The sequence below is a fragment of the Janthinobacterium sp. SUN128 genome (assembly GCF_030587275.1).
GTDB lineage: Bacteria > Pseudomonadota > Gammaproteobacteria > Burkholderiales > Burkholderiaceae_D > Janthinobacterium > Janthinobacterium lividum.
Genome location: NZ_JAPWHY010000003.1, coordinates 246,729 through 262,621, shown reverse-complemented (window position 1 = coordinate 262,621; position 15,893 = coordinate 246,729). Strand labels below are relative to the sequence as shown.

Genomic DNA, 15,893 nt, shown 5'->3' with positions numbered 1-15,893 from the left:
CGTCATGAACGGCCCGGGAAAACTGGTGTAAGGTACAAACAATCACCTTTTCCCGGAGCCGCCATGTTGATCAAGCGCAGTCCCAACGGCATTGAGTTGCCGTATTCTTCCGAAATCACGCCGCGTGCCGTGTTTGAATCGCGCCGCAGCTTCATCAAGCAAATCGCCCTGGGCTCCGTGTCCAGCGCGGCCTTGCTGGAAATGGCCAGCCGCGAAGCGTTCGCGCAAGGCACCAATCCCAAGCTGGCCGCCAAACTGAATCCTGCCTATTCGGCGTTGGAAAAGCAGACGGCGTATAAAGACGCCACCAGCTACAACAATTTCTACGAGTTCGGCACGGACAAGAGCGACCCGGCGCAAAACGCGGGCACCCTGCGCACGCGGCCCTGGACGGTCAGCATCGAGGGCGAAGTCAAGAAGCCCATGACCCTGGACCTCGACGCGCTGCTGAAGCTGGCGCCGCTGGAAGAGCGCGTGTACCGCTTGCGCTGCGTGGAAGGCTGGTCGATGGTCATCCCGTGGGTCGGTTATTCATTCTCGGAAATCATCAAGAAGGTCGAGCCGACGGGCAATGCGAAGTACGTGGAATTCATCACCCTGGCCGACAAGAAGCAGATGCCAGGCGTGGGCAGCCGCGTGCTGCAGTGGCCCTATACGGAAGGCTTGCGCATCGATGAAGCGAATCATCCGCTGGCGCTGCTCACCCTGGGCATGTATGGCGAAACCTTGCCCAACCAGAATGGCGCGCCCGTGCGCATGGTGTTACCGTGGAAATATGGTTTCAAATCCGCCAAATCCATCGTCAAGATCCGTTTCGTCAAGGAGCAGCCGCGCACCTCCTGGAACCTGTCGGCGCCGTCCGAATATGGTTTTTACTCGAACGTGAATCCCAACGTCGATCATCCGCGCTGGTCGCAAGCTTCCGAGCGGCGCATCGGCGAAGACGGTTTTCTCACCCGCAAGCGCAAGACCCTGATGTTCAATGGCTACAACGATGTCGCTTCCTTGTATGCGGGCATGGATCTGAAGAAGTTCTTTTAAGGAAATACCATGGCCATCAATCCCACGAGCAGGCAGTTGTCGCTGCTGAAAAGCCTGATCTTCTTGCTGGCGCTGCTGCCGTTCGCGCGCATGGTCTGGCTGACGTACACGGGGCAACTGGTGGAGCCGCTGGAATTCATCACGCGCGGCACGGGCGACTGGACCCTGTATTTCCTGTGTATCAGCCTGGCTGTCACGCCCTTGCGGCGCCTCACGCAATGGAATTGGCTGATCAAGCTGCGGCGCATGCTGGGCCTGTTCGCCTTTTTCTACGCGGCGCTGCACTTCACCACTTTTTTATGGTTTGATCACTTTTTCGATGTGCAGGAAATGTGGAAGGATGTGCTCAAGCGTCCGTTCATCACGGTGGGTTTCATCGCTTTCGTGCTACTGATTCCGCTGGCCGTGACGAGCACGAACGGCATGGTGAAACGCCTGGGGGGCAAGCGCTGGCAGTGGCTGCACAGGTTGATCTATGTCATCGCGCCGCTGGGTATCTTGCACTTTTGGTGGATGAAGGCGGGCAAGAATAATTTCGCGCAACCGATCCTGTTTGGCAGCATCGTCGCGCTACTGCTGTTAATACGCGTGTATTTCGCCTGGGGCAAGCGAGAGAAGAGCGCCAGGGCGGCCAAGGCTGCCACCCCGGTACGCTCGGCTTAGGTTGCTGGCACGATCACTGGTGGCGGCGGCACGGGGGCCGGTTCGACCGGGCCTTTGGCTGGCGCGCCCTTGGCCGCTGGCGGCTTGGGCAGGTACAGGGGGCCGGGCTGGCCGCAGCCGGCCAGGACGCTAGAAACCACAATGGCGGTGCCGATATAAAACGCTGAGGATGACTTCACGATTAGAATCACGGTTTGATTAAGATCTTTGGAGTGTAGCATGAGCGAATCGGAATTCCTGGCCCTGGCCGAAGCCACCCTGACCCAGATCGAGGCGGCGCTGGACCGGCTGAACGATGAAGACGTGCTCGACGTCGAATGCAGCCGCAGCGGCAATGTGCTGGAAATCGAGTTCATCGATAACGGCACGAAAATCATCGTCAACAGTCAGGCCCCCATGCGCGAAATGTGGGTAGCCGCCCGTTCCGGCGGTTTCCACTACAAGCGCGTGGGCGACGAGTGGATCAACACGCGCGACAGTTCGGAACTGTTTGCGGCTTTGTCGGCCATGGCCAGCGAGCAGGCGGGCGCGGCAGTTGTATTGAAGTAAGTGTTTGAAGTGATGCATGAAAAATGGGCAGCCTTTGCGGGCTGCCCATTTTTTTGTGGTCCAGTGTCGGGTAGGTCGGGTTAGGCCGCAGGCCGTAACCCGACACCACCACCGGCGTCAACGATGTTGTCGGATGACGCGCTTGCGCGCTAATCCGACCTACCCGGCCTACGTGTTTAAAATAGCTCGTTCTTCACAGCCTCTTTCGCCTTCTCTTCCTCCGGCGTGCCGCGCGCCGCGCCTTCCAGGCTGCCCACGCCCGTGCCCGGTGGATTTTCCGCATAGTAATACTCGTCGCCCACGTGGATCAGGCCTTCCGGCACGGCGCGTTCCTCGACGGGGATGCTCTTCAGGGCTTTCGCCATGTAGCTGATCCAGATCGGCAAGGCCAGGCCGCCGCCCGTTTCCCGGTTGCCCAGGTTGCGCGGCTGGTCGTAGCCGATCCAGGCGATGCCCACCAGCTTGGCCTGGTAGCCGGCGAACCACGCGTCGATCGAATCATTGGTCGTGCCCGTCTTGCCGGCCAGGTCGGGGCGCTTCAAGGCCATGGCTTTATTGGCCGTGCCGAAGCGCACGACGTCGTTGAGCATGCTGTTCATCATGAAGGCGTTGCGCTCGTCGATGACCCGGTTGGCTTCCTCGCCCGCCAGGTCCGGCTTGGCTTGCGACAACACATTGCCGTCGCTATCGGTCACCTTGGCGATCAGGTACGGGTTGATCTTGTAGCCGCCATTGGCGAACACGGCGTACGCGCCCGCCATCTGCAGCGGCGTCACGTTGCCGGCGCCCAGGGCCAGGGTCAGGTACGGCGGGTTCTTGTCCGCATCAAAGCCGAAGCGCGTCGCGTATTCCTGGCCATACTTGGCGCCGATCTTGTGCAGGATGCGGATGGAAATCATGTTCTTCGATTTCATCAAGCCCTTGCGCATGGTCATCGGGCCATCGTATTTGCTGTCGTAATTCTTCGGCTCCCACGCCTGGCCGCCCGTCTGGCCCGCGTCGAATGAGATCGGCGCATCGTTGATGATGGTGGCCGGCGACAGGCCCCGTTCCAGCGATGCGGAATAGATGAAGGGCTTGAAGGCGGAACCTGGCTGGCGCCACGCTTGCGTGACGTGGTTGAACTTGTTGCGGTTGTAATCGAAGCCGCCCACCATGGCGCGAATGGCGCCGTCCGTGGTGCTGGCCGACACGAACGCCGATTGCACTTCCGGCATCTGCGTCAAGACCCAGGCGTTGCCTTCTTGCATGACGCGGATCACGGCGCCGCGCTTGATGCGGCGGTTCGGCGCCGCTTTTTCCGACAGCCAGGCCGCGCCGAAGGTCAGGCCGGGGCCCGTGATCGTGATTTCCTCGCCGGCCGACGTGACTGCCTGTAGCGATTTGGGCGAAGCTTGCAGCACCATGGCGGCGATGATGTCGTCGCTGTCCGGGTGGTCGGCCAGTTCCGTCTCGATCGCGTCATCCGCTTCGGCCTTGGTTTTCGGAATCTCGATATACGCTTCCGGGCCGCGGTAGCCGTGGCGCTTTTCGTAATCCATCACGCCCTTGCGCAAGGCGATATAGGCGGCGTCCTGGTCTGCCTTGGTGATAGTGGTGTAGACATTCAGGCCGCGCGTGTAGGTGTCTTCCTTGAATTGCTCGTAGACCAGCTGGCGCGCCATTTCCGACACGTATTCCGCATGCACGCCAAAGGCGCTGCTGTCGGTTTTCACTTTCAGCTCTTCATTCTTGGCTTCCGTGTATTGTTCTGGCGTGATGTAGCCCAGCTGCGCCATGCGCTGCAGGATGTACTGCTGGCGCATGCGCGCGCGTTTCGGGTTGACAACGGGATTGTAGGCCGACGGCGCCTTCGGCAAGCCGGCCAGCATGGCCGCTTCGGCCACGGTCAGGTCCTGGATGTTCTTGCCGAAATAGATTTGCGCGGCCGAAGCGAAACCGTAGGCGCGCTGTCCCAGATAAATCTGGTTCATATACACTTCGAGGATCTGGTCCTTGCTGAGATTTTTCTCGATCTTCCAGGCCAGCAAGACTTCATACGCCTTGCGCTTCAGGGTCTGTTCGCTGGACAGGAAGAAATTGCGCGCCACCTGCTGCGTGATGGTCGAGGCGCCTTGCTTGGCGCCGCCCGTCAGGTTGTGCAGGGCCGCGCGGGTGATGCCCAGGTAATCGACGCCGCCATGTTCATAGAAGCGGTCATCTTCGATGGCCAGCACGGCTTTCTTCATGACATCGGGAATATCCTTGATGTGCACCATGTTGCGGCGTTCCTCGCCGAATTCGCCGATCAGCACGCTGTCGGACGTGAACACGCGCAGCGGCATCTTTGGCTTGTAATCGGTCAAGGTATCGAGCGCCGGCAGGTTCGGATAGGCCATGGCCAGGCCAAAGACCACCAGCAAGACGCCGACGATGCCCAGGCCCAGCAGCGATGCCAGGGCCATTAGCAGGAAACGTTTGGGTTTGCTGCCCTTGGTGGGCGGCTTCGAGCCAGCGGGGCCAGCGGATTTTGAAGATGTCATGCGTCGTATGTCTTTCGGTTAATTATGCCGGCCAATTATAAGCGAGCTTGCCGGGGTGGCAGCGCGCTGTGGCGCTTGCCGGGGGGAGTGTCGAAACTTGCCGATACTCTATATAAGCGTGTATTGGCCCGCTGGCAACCAGGATTTGGTAACAATTATTCTGCGCCAGATCACGGCCCGGCCAGATAGGCGCCGCGCGCAGCACACTCCGGCGTGAAATCCGTTTACAAGCCAGCGCTGCCGGGACTAGGCTTTCGGATGGCAGGAACCCTTCCCACGCTGACGTTTCTCTATGAAAAACATGTCCATCAGCAATTTTCTTGGCACCAGCTTGCTGGGCGTCGATATCGCGGACGATGCCGTGCGCGTCGTCGAGTTGAGGCGCCGGCGGGGAAAGCTGTCGTGCCGGCATTGCGGCGCTGCCACGCTGGCGCCCGGCGTGATACTGGAAGGTAATGTCGAGGACATGCTGGGTCTGGCCGATGCCCTGCGCCAGGCACACCGCGACAGTGGCAGCGCCAGCACGCGGGTGGCGCTGGCCATGCCGGCCACGGCCCTGATCACGCATGCGATCCGCTTGCCCGCCGGATTGGCGGAAGAACAGCTGGAAATCCTCGTGGAACTGGAAGCGGCGCAATACATGCCGTTTGCGCTGGAAGACGCCAGCCTGGATTTTTTCATTCTCGGCCCCGCGCCGCCGCTGCTCGGCACGGCAGGCAAGGAGGTCGACGTGCTGCTGGTGGCGGCGCGGCGCGCCAGCGTGCAGCGCCGTCTCGATGCGGCCAGGGCCGCGGGCCTGCTGGCCGTCGTCATGGATAGCGAGGCGCTGGCCTTGCAGGCGGCGCTCGCGCAGGGTGGCTGGCAAGCCTTGCCCGACGGTGGCGTGGCGTACCAGCTGGCCTGGGGCCTGGCCTTGCACCGGTACGCCCGATGACGGTCCGGGGGCAAGTCCAGCGCATCAACCTGTTGCCGTATCGCCCTGCGGCACGGCGCAGGCGCATTCAGCTGCTGCTGGGGCAACTGGCGGGCGGGGCGCTGCTGGGATTGCTATTGGCCCTGGCGACAGGCGCTTGGCAGCGGCACGAGCTCGACGCGCAGCTGCGCGGCCAGGAGGGCTGGCGCAGTGCCATGCAGCAAGTCGATGCCGTCCTTGCCACCAGCAAGCGGGTGCAGGGCGAGACGGCGGCGCTGCTGCTGCGCCAGCAGGCCATTGCCAGTTTGCAAGAGCAACGCAATGCCTGGGTGCGCATGCTGGACGCGCTGGCCCGGGCGATGCCGGCCGGCGTGGCCTTGCACAGCGTGCGCCAGGAAGCGGCGATGGTGCGTCTGCAGGGGCAGGCTGCGTCGCAGGACAAGGTCGCGGCCCTGCTGCTGGCGCTGGAACAGGCGGCGCCCTGGTCCCGACCGGAATTGCTGGAAGTGCGACTGGAAGTGCGCGGCGCGGCCGATGGCGCCGTGGAGTGGACGGTACGGCTGGCTTTGGCACCTAGTCCTGGAGGTTGATCATGCTGAGCTTGAAGACTGCGTCGCTGTGGCCGCTACCTGCGCGCCTCGCTTGTGCTGCCCTGGCCGGTACGCTGGTGGCGGCCGTACTGCACCTTGCATGGCTGGATGGCCTGAGTGTTGCCGTGCAGGCGGCGCAAGGCGAGCAGGCCCGTTTGCGCGCCGCCTATCTGTCGGCGCAGGCCAGGGCGAAGCAGTTGCCGCAATGGCGCACACAGCAGCGCCAGGCCGGCGCCGAACTGGCCCTGCTGGAACAGCAACTGCCCGACCAGCAGGCGATGGCGCTGCTGTTGACGCAGATTAATGCCGCAGGCCAGTCGCGCGGACTGCAATTTTCCCTGTTCAAGCCCGGTGCGGCCCAGCCGCAAGCGCCGTATGTCGCCTTGCCGATCGCCATACAGTTGCGCGGCGAATACCACGCCATGGGCGCGCTGCTGGCGGACCTGGCGCGCCTGCCGCGCATCGTCACGGTGCATGGGCTGGCCTTGACCCTCGGCAAGGATCGCTTGCTGACCCTCGATGCCGTGCTGCACGCGTATCGCTTGCCCGCAGCGGGGGAACGGTTGGTACAAGCGGCTTTGGCACCCAAGGCCGGCGCGCCGGCATGGCGTCCGCTTGCCGCTGTCGCCCCGCATCCCTACCAGGCCGCCGCCTTGCCCGATCCTTTCAATGCATTGCCACCAGCGTCCGAGCCCGGTCAGCGGGGTGGCGTGGCTGGGCCCGACCCACGCCGTGTGCGCGAAGCGCTGGAAAGCGTGTCCTTGACGGCCATCAGCATGGTCGGCAGCGTGCAGCAGGACGGGCGTCTGAGCGCGCTGCTGCTGGCGGGCCAGCGCGTGTACCGGGTAGCGGTGGGCCAGTACCTGGGGCAAGACCACGGCGTGGTGACGGGTATCAGTGAACAGGCTGTGCAGTACCGTGAATTGCTGCGCGAGGCGGATGGTCCCTGGCGCGAGCGGCGCGGCAGCCTAGCCTTGCAGGTGGCGGGGGCGGGGCCGAAGGCCAGCGTGCCCGAGGCGGCGCCATGAGGCCGCGCCGCATGCTCCTGGCCGCTTTGCTGTGTCTGCATGCCTGCGGGCTTGCCCGCGAGGCCGTGGTGCACGTGTCGGCCCCGCGCCTGTATGCGGGCGAGAAGATTTCCGTCGATTTCCAGAACGTGGGCGTGCGCGCGGCCCTGCATATCCTGGCCGATGCGTCGGGCCAAAACATCATCGCCAGCGATAGCGTGGCGGGCAATGTGACCCTGCGCCTGCGTGACTTGCCGTGGGACCAGGCGCTCGACGTGCTGCTGCAGGCCAAGGGCCTGGACATGCGGCGCAATGGCAGCGTGCTGTGGATCGCGCCGCGCGAGGAAATGCTGGCGCGCGAAAAACTGGAACTGGAACAGCGCGCGCAGATCGCGGAACTGGAGCCGTTACAGTCGGCCATCTTCCAGCTCAACTACCAGAAGGCCGAAGCGTTCCGCACCGTGTTCGGCCTGGACGCGGGGGAAGGGCGCAGCCGGCTGCTGTCGCGCCGTGGCAGCGTGCTGATCGAGCCGCGCACCAACCAGCTGTTCGTCACCGACGTACCGGCGCGCCTGGAGCAGATCCGTCAACTGATCGCCAAGACAGATATTGCGACACGGCAGGTAATGATCGAGGCGCGCATCGTCGAGGCGAACGACAGTTTCAGCCGCAACCTGGGCGCGCGCCTGGGTTTTACGGACCAGCGCCTGGCGGCGGGCCAGCTGCCCGGTTTTTCCCTGGGCGGCAGCGGGCGCCGCGCGGCCATCGGCGGCAGCTACCAGGGCGTGGGCGAGGCGACGGGGCAAACGGTGGCAGGTAGCGGCGCCTTCGTGCCGAACACGCAATTCGTCAACTTGCCAGCGGCCAGCATCAATGGCTTGCAGCCGGCCAGCTTCGCCCTGAGCCTGTTTTCGGCGGCCGCCAATCGCTTCCTGAACCTGGAACTGTCCGCGCTGGAGGCGGACGGCAGGGGCAAGATCATTTCCAGCCCCCGCGTGGTGACGGCCGACAAGGTGCTGGCGCTGATCGAGCAAGGCATCGAACTGCCGTACCAGGTGGCCACCAGCAGCGGCGCCACGTCGATCACATTCCGCAAGGCGAACCTGCGCCTGGAAGTGACGCCGCAGATCACGCCGGACGGCAACGTGGTGCTGGAAGTGGATGTCAACAAGGATAGCGTGGGCCAGGAAACCCGTTCCGGCTTCGCCATCGACACCAAGCACGTGCGCACGCAAGTGATGGTGGAAGACGGCGGCACGGTGGTGCTGGGCGGCATCTATCAGCAATCCGAACGGGGCACGGACAGCAAGGTGCCGCTGCTGGGCGACATCCCCGTGCTCGGTGTTTTTTTCCGCAGCACGGGCCGCAGTCAAGAAAAAACGGAACTGATGGTGTTTATTACGCCGAAAATAGTGGCAGATCGGCCAGCAACACGTTAATGTCACATCTTTACGTTTAAGTAACAATGCAAACGAAAGCGGACTGATGGCGACTATGCGGAATGTATCTTGGGGCAACACTTATTGGAGTCGGGTATCGAATTGGCTGGTCTTGCTGGCGCTGGGCACCTTGCTGGCCGCGTGTGGCGGCGGTGGCGGTGATCCGACCTTGGGCGTCAAGGATGGCGCGAACGCCGGCGTCGGCAGTGTGGTACTGGTTGCAGGTGCCACAACGATTGTTGCCTCGGGCGCGGACGGCACGGAAGTCGTGCTGACGGCAGTGGTGAAAAATCCCGGCAACAATGCCATGACAGGCCAGACGGTGACCTTCACCGCCAGTTCCGGCATCATCAGCAATACCAACCGCGTGACGGATGCCAATGGCACGGTGACGGAAAAGCTCAGCGTGAAAGGCGATGCGAGCTTGCGCGACATTACCATCAAGGCCAGCAGCGGCGGCGTTGAATCGGCCCCCGTAGTGGTGAAAGTGGTGCCCGTCACCTCCGGCATTGCCAGCTTGCTGCTGACGTCTTCCGGCGGTACCCTCGCTTCGTCGGGCGGCACAGCCGTCAACATGATCGCCTTTGTCAAGGATGCCAACAATGCCGTTGTGCCCAATGCCAGCGTGACATTCAGCGCCGATTCGGGCGCGCTGGGCGCGACCAAGGTGAATACCAATGCGCAGGGACAGGCGCAGGTCAGCCTGAATACGGGTGGCGACGCCAGCTTGCGCACGATCAAGGTCACGGCCAGCGCAGGCGCGCAGACGGCCAGCACGGATATCGGCGTCAGCGGCACCCGGCTGGTCATCAGTGCCTTTTCGACGGTGAACCTGAAGACGAGCACCGACATGGTGGTCAAGCTGGTCGATTCGAGCGGCAATCCCCTCGTCGGCAAACCGGTGACCTTCAGCGCCCGCAGCAATGCCATCACGGTCAAGGGCGGCGGCGCCAGTCCTGCGCTGACCGACAACAACGGTCAACTGGTGTTGAGCTACAACGCCCAGGCCGGCAGCAGCGACAGCATCAGCGTCAAGGCGCAGGGTGACAGCGTCGTGTTGCCAATTGTAATTAATGCATCGAATTTCACGATCAATGCCGTGTCGGGCGGCAATGTGGCGTTGACCACCCTGAACACGAACACCTGCTATGCGGTGACGGTGCATAGCGATGTGGCTGGCGTGCCACAAACGGGTAATGTGCGTTTCAGTACGTCGCGCGGCGCCATTTACCAGGATGCCGCCTGCGGCACGCCATTGCAGGCACCGCTGGCGCTGGCGGGCGGCAATGCCATCGCCTACGTGCAGGCCAGCGGTGCCGGCCTGACCGCATTGACGGCGAAGTACGAAGACAGCGGTGTTTCGGTGCAGTCGGAAGTGGAGTTTGTCGCGCCATTGACGGCCCAAGCCACGATCAGCCTGCAAGCCGACCCGGCGGTCATCGGCGCCAACACGGCCGGCAGCACGGCGCAGCGCAGCGCCTTGCGCGCCATCGTGCGCGATGGCACGGTGGAAAACAACCTGGTCAAGAATGCACAGGTGAGTTTCTCGATCCAGTCCGATGCCAGCAATGGTTCCCTGAGCTCGCCTTCGCTGGTCGCCACCGACAGTGATGGCGTGGCCACGGTCAGCTACATCGCGGGGCAGGGCACCACCGGTGTCGATGGCGTCGTTGTCAAGGCGCAACTGCAGGGCGTATCGAGCAATGCCGCCACGGTCAAACTGACGGTGACGAAAAAATCGCTGTTCATCAGCGCTGGCAGCGGTAATGCGCTGGACGCCTCCGACAGCAGCACCTATCGCAAGACGTACAGCGTGTTTGTGACGGACGCCGCCGGCAACCCCGTGCCGGATGTGATCATCACGGCCGCCGCCTGGCCCCGCTATTATTACAAAGGCTATCTGCAATATTCCCAGGCAGCCCAGTCGTGGATCGTCGTGAGGACAGCGAACGCATGTGATAATGAAGACCGGGACCGCAGCGGCACCTTCCATCCGAATAACGACTTCAACCTCAATGGCCGTCTCGACCCGGGTATTCCACTCAATCTGTCGACCGGCGGCAAGACCGACAGCTCGGGAACAGCGATCGTCACCCTGACTTATCCGCGCGACAGAGCCAACTGGCTGGACGTCGAATTGACGATTCGTGGCAATAGTTCCGGGACGGAGGCAACTTATGTCGGTTACACTTTGCTTCCGGGGCTGGCTACGGACTTTAACCGCGTGGATGTTTCACCTCCAGGCGTCAATAGTCCGTATGGACAAGCCACTGATTGTCGTAATCCAAATTAACTGTCGCAGCACATGCAAAATCTGTTTTTAGTAGGCCTCATGGGCGCAGGCAAAACCACGATCGGGCGCATCCTGGCCCGCAAGCTGGGCTTGCGCTTTGTCGATTCCGACCACGAAATCGAGGCACGCACGGGAGCGACCATTCCGTGGATCTTTGAAATCGAGGGCGAGGCCAGCTTTCGCCGGCGCGAGGCCGAGGTCATCCGCGACCTGAGCGCCCAGGAAGGCATCGTCATGGCCACCGGCGGCGGGGCCATCCTCAACGCTGACAGCCGCGCCTACCTGAAGGAGCGGGGCACGGTCGTCTACCTGCGCGCCAGCGTCAGCAACATCCTCGCGCGCACCAGCCACGACAAGAACCGTCCCCTGTTGCAGACGGCGGACCCGCGCGGCAAGCTGGAAGAGTTGACGTCGCAGCGCGAGCCCCATTACATGGAAGTGGCCGACATTGTGATCGACACGGGCCGTCCTAACGTACAATCGATGGTCCAGACCATCCTGATGCAGCTGGCCAGCCTCGAATGCGAGGCCTCGCCCAACTGCGTCATTCATGCAGAGCCTTCGATGAACGAGCAATCCAAAATGTTGTTGAGCGTAGACCTCGACGAACGCAGTTATCCGATCGCCATCGGTCCTGGCCTCCTGGCCGACGCCGACGCGCTGCTGCGCCATATCAGCGGCCACAAGGTGGCCATCGTCACCAACACCACCGTCGCGCCCCTGTACCTGGGCCGCCTGCAGGCGGCGCTGGCCAGCGATGGTCGCGAAGTGATCAGCATCGTCCTGCCGGACGGCGAAGAATATAAAAACTGGGCCAGCCTGATGCAGATCTTCGACGCGCTGCTGGCCAACAAATGCGACCGCAAGACCACTCTCGTGGCGCTGGGCGGCGGCGTGATCGGCGACCTGACCGGCTATGCGGCGGCCAGCTACATGCGCGGCATCGGCTTCGTGCAGGTGCCGACCACCCTGCTGGCGCAGGTCGATTCCTCCGTCGGCGGCAAGACGGGCATCAACCACCCGCTGGGCAAGAACATGATCGGCGCCTTCTATCAGCCGCGCGCCGTGATCGCCGACACCTCGACCCTGGAAACCCTGCCGGCGCGCGAGCTGTCGGCCGGCCTGGCCGAAGTGATCAAGCATGGCGCCATCATCGATGCGGCCTTCTTCGACTGGATCGAGGCGAACATGGCCAAGCTGATGGCGCGCGACAAGGGCGCCCTGGCGTATGCGATCGCCCGCTCGTGCGAAATCAAGGCCGACGTGGTGCGCCAGGATGAGCGCGAAGGCGGCTTGCGCGCGATCCTGAATTTCGGCCATACCTTCGGCCACGCCATCGAGGCGGGTCTCGGCTACGGCCACTGGCTGCACGGCGAAGCCGTCGGCTGCGGCATGGTGATGGCGGCCGACCTGTCCTGCCGCATGGGCTATATCGACCAGGCGGCCGTGGAGCGCGTGCGCAAGCTCGTCGCCGCCGCCGGCCTGCCGATCAAGGCGCCGGACCTCGGTGTCGAGCGCTGGCTGGAACTGATGGAAGTGGACAAGAAGAACGAGGGCGGCGCCATCAAGTTCATCTTGCTCAAACCCTTGGGCAGCCCGAACATCACGTCCGCGCCGCACGAACTGGTGCTGGCCACCCTGGCCGCCGGAGTGCAATAACATGCTGCCAGAAGACTTCCTCGCTCCCTACGCAGCTCACTCGGCACAGGGGCAGGGACGTCGCTTTGCCGAGGCGCCGCACGCCTCGCGCAGCCAGTTCCAGCGCGACCGCGACCGCATCATCCACTCCTCGGCCTTCCGCCGCCTCGAATACAAGACGCAAGTTTTCCTCAACCACGAGGGAGACCTGTTCCGCACGCGCCTGACGCACAGCCTGGAAGTGGCGCAGGTCGGCCGCTCGATCGCGCGCAACCTGCGCCTCAATGAAGACCTGGTGGAAGCCATCGCGCTCGCGCATGACCTGGGCCACACGCCATTCGGCCATGTGGGCCAGGACGTGCTCAATGAGTGCATGCAGGAGCATGGCGGCTTCGAACATAACCTGCAAAGCCTGCGCGTGGTCGACACCCTGGAAGAGCACTACGGCGCCTTCGACGGTTTGAACCTGATGTTCGAGACGCGCGAAGGCATATTGAAACACTGCTCGCTGGCGCATGCGCGCGAACTGGGACCCGTGGCGCAGCGCTTCATCGACCGCACGCAACCGACCCTGGAAGCACAGCTGACCAACCTGGCCGATGAAATCGCCTACAACAGCCACGATATCGACGATGGCCTGCGTTCCGGCCTGATTACCATCGACCAGCTGGAAGAGGTGGAATTCTTCGGCCGCCTGTGGCGCGAGGTGCAGCAGGCGTTTCCCGGCCTGTCGGGCCGGCGCGCCATCTATGAAACCCTGCGCCGTCTGATCACGGCGCTGGCCGACGATCTGATCGTCACGTCGAATGCCCTGATTGCGGACGCCGCTCCCCGCGACATCAGCGAAGTGCGCGCCAGTCCCCCGCTGATCCGTTTTTCGGATGCCATGCGCCGTGATGCGACGGAGCTGAAACGCTTTTTAAGGGCGAACCTGTACCGCCACTACCAGGTCAACCGCATGCGCGTCAAAGCGAGCCGCATCGTGCGCGAACTGTACGACAGCTTCATGGCCGAACCGGCCCTGCTGCCGCCCGACTATCAACTCAAGGATGGCGACGTCACGCAGCAGGCGCGCAAGATCGCCGACTACATCGCCGGCATGACGGACCGCTACGCGATCCGCGAGCATCGCCGGTTGTATTCTCTGGATGAGTTGTAGGTCGGCTTAGCCGGAACGGCGTAACCCGACACCACCACCATCCCTGCCAACAAGGTTGTCGGATTACGCGCTTGCGCGCCTCGGCGGCCCCGCCAATCCGACCTACTCCGCATTTTCGGTCCTGTCAATCGGCATGATCATCTAGGCTCCCGCACTATCACCCCAATACCCCCGCAGCGCCTTCTTTTCTATCATGGCAGCAAGTCAACAAGGGCTTGCCGCCCATAGTCAAGGAGAGTGCCATGATTGAATCGCGCCGCAGTTTCTTGCGCGCCTTGCCAGCCGTAACCATCGGGGCGGCCATCGCGCCGCTGCCCAGCAAGGCGGCCACCAAGGGCGAAGGCGGCCAGCGCTGGGCGATGGTGGTCGATGTGCAGAAGTGCATCGGCTGCCAGGCTTGCACGGTCTCCTGCATCATGGAAAACGCCGTGCCGGAAAACAGCTTCCGCACCGTCGTCTCGACCTATGAAGTCAAGGAAGAGAACCGCTGCGGCACCTACATGCTGCCGCGCCTGTGCAACCATTGCGCCAATCCCCCCTGCATTCCCGTCTGTCCCGTGGGCGCCACCTTCCAGCGCAAGGATGGTGTCGTCGTCGTCGACGGCGACCGCTGCGTGGGCTGCGCCTACTGCGTGCAGGCCTGCCCGTACGACGCGCGCTTCATCAACCACGAGACGGGCAAGGCCGACAAATGCACGTTCTGCGCGCACCGGGTCGACGAAGGCTTGCTGCCGGCCTGCGTGGAAACCTGCGTCGGCGGCGCGCGCATTTTCGGCGACCTCAATGATCCGGAAAGCCTGGTGCACCAGCTGCTCACCGAGAACAAGGTGAAGGTGCTGAAACCCGAGCAGGGCACCCAGCCCCACGTGTTCTACCTGGGACTGGATACGCGCTTCGCCGGCCACGTCGAGGGCGAAGCGACTCTTTGGCAACCGAGCAAACACGGGAAATAAACCATGGACAGCCACATCACCGAAATTGTCAACGTCACGCGCGAAGCGGCATGGCTGCCGTGGGCGGTGCAGTATTTTTTCCTCATCGGCCTCAGTTATGGCAGCTTCATGCTGACCTTGCCGTACTTCGTCTTCGGCCGCAAGGCGTATGAACGCCTGGGGCGCATAGCGCTGCTGGCGTCGCTCGTCTGCGGCATGACGGCGCCCGTGGCGCTGCTGGCCGACTTGCACGGGCCGGGCCGCTTCTATCACTTCTATCTTTACTTCCAGCCGCAGTCGTGGATGTCGTGGGGCTCGTTCTTCATTCCCCTGTATCTGGGCTGTTTGATGCTGTACGCGTGGCTGGCGCTGCGCGTGGACTTCGCCACGCGGGGACAGGGCCAGGACCGTTTGGCCTTTGCCTATCGCCTGCTGGGGCGCGGTGGCGCCGCATCGCGCAAGGCCATCATTACCGCTGCCGCCTTCACCTTGCTGGCCGCCTTTGTCGTGGGCCTGTACACGGGCATGGAAGTGATGGTGGTGCGTGCCAGGCCCCTGTGGTTCACGCCGTTCCTGCCGGCGCAATTTGCCGCCACGGCCTTTGTTGGGGCGGTGGGCCTGGCGCTGCTGTTCAACCGCTTCCTGCCGGGCCGCGATCAGGTGCTGGAAGTGGCGCTGAACCGCGCGTTGGCCCTGTCGCTGGCGCTGGTGCTGGCGCTGGGCGGGGGCTGGCTGTTCGTCAGTCTGTCCGGCGTGAGCGCCAGCCACAGCATGGCATTCACCCAGGTGGCCGGCATGCCGCAATGGCAGTTCACTGCCGTCTGGGCCGTGCTGTCGTCCATCGTGCCGATGGCCCTGGCCATCTGGCGCCCGGCCAGCAGTGGCCTGGTCAATGGCCTGATCGCGCTGCATAGCGCCTGGATGATGCGCTGGACGATTTTCATTGGCGGCCAGACGATCCCGAAGACGGGCGCGGGCCTGTACGACTACCACTTGCCGATGGGGAACGATGGCTTGATGGGGATTATCGGCACGGCCGGCCTGTGGATCGCGCTGCTGTTGCTGATGCTGGAATTTTTGCCATGGGCCGGACGCGTTGTCGCTGCACGCACCCGTCCTGCCATGGCCACGCACTGAGGAGTCAACA

General features: G+C 63.2%; 13 protein-coding genes and 1 pseudogene. 12 read left to right on the top strand and 2 right to left on the bottom strand.

All coding sequences use genetic code 11. The annotated features are described in order from the left end of the window. Positions 1-63: 63 nt before the first annotated feature. Together msrP and O3297_RS23880 are read left to right on the top strand one after the other, a co-directional pair. On the top strand, positions 64-1,041 hold the full coding sequence (msrP, locus tag O3297_RS23885) for a protein-methionine-sulfoxide reductase catalytic subunit MsrP (RefSeq protein ID WP_034778301.1): 978 nt from the start codon (positions 64-66) through the stop codon (positions 1,039-1,041). 9 nt (positions 1,042-1,050) lie between these two features. After that, a complete protein-coding gene (locus O3297_RS23880; RefSeq protein WP_305050439.1) occupies positions 1,051-1,704 on the top strand; it encodes a sulfite oxidase heme-binding subunit YedZ in 654 nt (217 codons plus the stop codon). On the opposite strand, the gene O3297_RS23875 is transcribed toward O3297_RS23880, so the two are convergent. Then, complete coding sequence (locus O3297_RS23875) at positions 1,701-1,883, bottom strand: lipoprotein (protein ID WP_034778304.1); 183 nt, start codon at positions 1,881-1,883, stop codon at positions 1,701-1,703. The two genes, O3297_RS23880 and O3297_RS23875, sit on opposite strands and share 4 nt — an antisense overlap. Before the next feature lie 40 nt (positions 1,884-1,923). Between O3297_RS23875 and cyaY the strand changes: the two genes are divergently transcribed. After that, positions 1,924-2,253 (top strand): iron donor protein CyaY, encoded by a 330-nt coding sequence (cyaY, locus tag O3297_RS23870; protein WP_034778305.1) that lies wholly within the window; start codon positions 1,924-1,926, stop codon positions 2,251-2,253. 176 nt (positions 2,254-2,429) lie between these two features. Here the strand turns inward: cyaY and O3297_RS23865 are convergent, their stop codons facing one another. Next, positions 2,430-4,775 carry a penicillin-binding protein 1A gene (locus O3297_RS23865; RefSeq protein WP_046681678.1) on the bottom strand — a complete coding sequence of 782 codons (2,346 nt, stop codon included), beginning with the start codon at positions 4,773-4,775 and terminating at the stop codon, positions 2,430-2,432. 301 nt (positions 4,776-5,076) lie between these two features. On the opposite strand from O3297_RS23865, the gene pilM reads away from it, so the two are divergent. From pilM to nrfD, 9 genes and pseudogenes are all read left to right on the top strand, one after another. Continuing rightward, positions 5,077-5,709 (top strand): pilus assembly protein PilM, encoded by a 633-nt coding sequence (pilM, locus tag O3297_RS23860; protein WP_305050437.1) that lies wholly within the window; start codon positions 5,077-5,079, stop codon positions 5,707-5,709. Continuing rightward, positions 5,706-6,278: a PilN domain-containing protein gene (locus tag O3297_RS23855; protein WP_305050436.1), complete on the top strand. Its 573-nt coding sequence runs from the start codon at positions 5,706-5,708 to the stop codon at positions 6,276-6,278. The genes pilM and O3297_RS23855 overlap by 4 nt, the downstream gene beginning before the upstream one ends. Before the next feature lie 2 nt (positions 6,279-6,280). After that, positions 6,281-7,306 (top strand): pilus assembly protein PilP, encoded by a 1,026-nt coding sequence (locus O3297_RS23850; protein ID WP_305050434.1) that lies wholly within the window; start codon positions 6,281-6,283, stop codon positions 7,304-7,306. Between the two features lie 92 nt (positions 7,307-7,398). Next, a pseudogene (locus tag O3297_RS23845) lies at positions 7,399-8,724 on the top strand (type IV pilus secretin PilQ); the annotation flags it as partial. Positions 8,725-8,779: 55 nt separating this feature from the next. After that, on the top strand, positions 8,780-11,017 hold the full coding sequence (locus O3297_RS23840; RefSeq protein WP_305050433.1) for an Ig-like domain-containing protein: 2,238 nt from the start codon (positions 8,780-8,782) through the stop codon (positions 11,015-11,017). A 39-nt stretch (positions 11,018-11,056) separates the two neighbouring features. After that, on the top strand, positions 11,057-12,676 hold the full coding sequence (aroKB, locus tag O3297_RS23835) for a bifunctional shikimate kinase/3-dehydroquinate synthase AroKB (RefSeq protein ID WP_034778314.1): 1,620 nt from the start codon (positions 11,057-11,059) through the stop codon (positions 12,674-12,676). Position 12,677: 1 nt separating this feature from the next. Further along, a complete protein-coding gene (locus tag O3297_RS23830; RefSeq protein ID WP_305050432.1) occupies positions 12,678-13,814 on the top strand; it encodes a deoxyguanosinetriphosphate triphosphohydrolase in 1,137 nt (378 codons plus the stop codon). Positions 13,815-14,056: 242 nt separating this feature from the next. After that, positions 14,057-14,767, top strand: a complete 711-nt coding sequence (gene dsrO / locus O3297_RS23825; RefSeq protein ID WP_051991383.1) for a sulfate reduction electron transfer complex DsrMKJOP subunit DsrO — start codon at positions 14,057-14,059, stop codon at positions 14,765-14,767. Positions 14,768-14,770: 3 nt separating this feature from the next. After that, entirely contained in the window at positions 14,771-15,883 is a 1,113-nt protein-coding gene (nrfD, locus tag O3297_RS23820; RefSeq protein ID WP_305050429.1) for an NrfD/PsrC family molybdoenzyme membrane anchor subunit, read from the top strand. Positions 15,884-15,893: the final 10 nt, after the last annotated feature.